We start from the raw sequence: 1235 nt of genomic DNA on the forward strand, positions 1-1235 counted from the left end.
GCTCGGTCGTGAAAATCTTCCTGCTGATCGTGCACGGCCTGAGCGCCACGCTCCTCCTCGGCGCGATCACCCACCAGGCCATCGCCGTGTGGTGGGCGAGCCCGACCAGCGCCGGGTTCTGGAGATCGCTAGGCGCGGTCCATCCTCAGCGCTATGTGAACGCGATCATCGTGCTGCTCGTCTTCACGATCGCTCTCGGCGCCGTGATCTACGTGCCGTTTCGGACCGATGTGCGCGCCACCTACCTCGACGCGGCCGTGCCCTGGGCGACCGGGCTGTTCGAGGTCAAGGAGCACGCCGCGGCGATCGCGCTGGCGCTGATACCCGCTTACTGGGCGCTGTGGCAGACCGCGGCGCATCGCGGCAGCCGCCGCGCGGTCACCACCATTCTGCTGATCGTGGCATGGTGGAACTTCGTGATCGGCCACGTGGTCAACAATCTGCGCGGCCTATGATCCGCGAGCGGCTGTGCTGGGGCGCGAGCCTGGGAGGAATTGTCGGCTACGCGCTGGCCGTGCTCACGTCCTACCCGATCCGCATACTCTTTTACCCGAACTCCGCGTCGTGGGGACTGATCGACGTCCCCGGCGAGCCGGTGATCGCGTGGTTCGGGAGGCTCATCAACGCCGCCCTGGGCGCGGCGCTCGGGGTGGTGATCCTGTGGCCGATGCGCACGCCCGTGCGCTGGTCGTCGATCTGGATCGCGGCGGTGGTGGCGATGGTAGTGCTCGCCGCGCACGAGCGACATTGGTTCCTTCACTAGCTTGAAACTTCGAGTTCCCCTGCTAATATGCGCGCCACTCGGCGGATGCCGCCAGGCTTAGGCGCGGTCCCGCCCCCAGAGCTTGGGGATGTAGCTCAGCTGGGAGAGCACCTCGTTCGCAACGAGGGGGTCGGCGGTTCGAATCCGCTCATCTCCACCATCTTCGACGCGGCCACGCCTCCCGTGGCCGCGCGCTTTTCATTCGCCCGCGGCCCTCATCCGTGTTCGGTCTTTGTGCAATCGGACGCCGGCGCGTCCGGTCTTCCTCGACTGCGCCGCGCGGTCCTCTATCTTGAAGTGGCTCGATCGATCGTTTGCACGGAGGACCCTTCATGCTCGTGAGCGGACTGCTGCCCTGGATCGTCTTCAATTTCTTCATCCTGGTGGTGCTCGTCTTCGACCTCGCCGTGCTGCATCGCAAGAGCGAGGAGCCGAGCTTCCGCGATGCGATGTCGTGGACAGGGGTGTGGAT

General features: G+C 65.8%; 2 protein-coding genes and 1 tRNA gene. All 3 read left to right on the plus strand.

What is annotated here, in order from left to right; translation table 11 throughout:
- A partial coding sequence (locus tag VFQ05_05535) for a hypothetical protein (GenBank protein ID HET9326217.1) occupies positions 1–455 on the plus strand: 455 nt, incomplete at its 5' end.
- Positions 452–763: a hypothetical protein gene (locus VFQ05_05540; GenBank protein ID HET9326218.1), complete on the plus strand. Its 312-nt coding sequence runs from the start codon at positions 452–454 to the stop codon at positions 761–763. The genes VFQ05_05535 and VFQ05_05540, both read left to right, overlap by 4 nt.
- Positions 764–847: 84 nt before the next feature.
- Positions 848–923: transfer RNA gene (locus tag VFQ05_05545), tRNA-Ala, on the plus strand.
- The last annotated feature ends 312 nt before the right edge of the window (positions 924–1235 follow it).

This window comes from Candidatus Eisenbacteria bacterium, assembly GCA_035712145.1.
GTDB lineage: Bacteria > Eisenbacteria > RBG-16-71-46 > RBG-16-71-46 > RBG-16-71-46 > DASTBI01.

What these genes read in the sequence shown, in the direction of transcription:
- VFQ05_05540 (HET9326218.1), top strand. Translation starts at nt 452, where the DNA reads ATGATCCGCGAGCGGCTGTGCTGGGGCGCGAGCCTGGGAGGAATTGTC.